This is a genomic window from Pseudomonas sp. 8(2025), from assembly GCF_052665325.1.
On sequence record NZ_JBQOIE010000043.1, the window covers coordinates 1 to 998 of the forward strand.

The window sequence follows — 998 nt, forward strand, 5'->3', positions numbered from 1 at the left end:
GCCTCGCGCCGGGTGTAGGTCGAGTAGGTGGTGTCTTCCGAAGGGCCGTACAGGTCGTAGACATGCACCAGCCCGGGCTGCTGGTAGAGGCTATCCACCAGGGCCTGTTTCAGCGGCTCACCCGCCAGGTTGATGATCCGCACGCTGGGCGGAATCTGCCCGCTGCGGTGCAGCGCGGCAATCGCCGAAGGCACGGTATTGATCAAGCGCACCCGGTCGCGGTCCGCCAGCTCCGGCAGTTCCAGGGCGTTGCGGGCCAGGACGATGGAACCGCCGCTGGACAGGGTGACAAACAGCTCCCACACCGACAGGTCGAAGCAGATCGAGGTGGAAGCCAGCACCCCTTGCAGGTCGTCAGTGCTGTACACCCGGTTCGACCAGTCGATCAGCGCCAGCACGTTGCGATGGGCAATCGCCACGCCCTTGGGCAGGCCGGTGGAACCGGAGGTGTAGATCACATAGGCCAGATTGTCCGGGGTCGCGCGTGGCGCCGGGTCGTCTGTCGAGTAGCCATCCAGCCAGCCCGGCCGGGCATCCAGTTGCAGGGTCTGCAAGGACTCCACGGATGGCAGCAGCGACAGCAAGGCGCTTTCGGTCAACAGGATCTGTGCCTGACTGTCGCGCAGCATGTGGGCCAGACGGTCCTGGGGATAATCCGGGTCCAGTGGCACATAGGCGCCACCGGCCTTGAGCACCGCCAGCAGCGCCACGACCATTTCCGGGGTGCGCTGCAAGGCCACGCCCACCCGCACTTCAGGCCCCACGCCCAGCTCGATCAGCTTGTGCGCCAGGCGGTTGGCCCGGGCATTGAGTTCCCGGTAGCTCAGGCGCTGGCCAGCGAACAACAGGGCCTCGGACTCCGGGCTTTTCAGTGCTTGTGCTTCCACCACCTGCTGCACGCAACCATCGCTGGGGAACTCACCGGTGGCCGGGGTCCACTCGTGCAGCAACTGGTGCTGCTCGGCAGCGCCCAGCAGCGGCAGGTCCCCCAGGCGCTG

Annotated in this window: 1 protein-coding gene; it reads right to left on the minus strand. The window is 66.5% G+C overall.

All coding sequences use genetic code 11. The features are described from left to right. On the minus strand, window positions 1–998 hold a 998-nt coding region (locus tag ACUXVH_RS31640), incomplete at both ends, for an AMP-binding protein (RefSeq protein ID WP_445496858.1).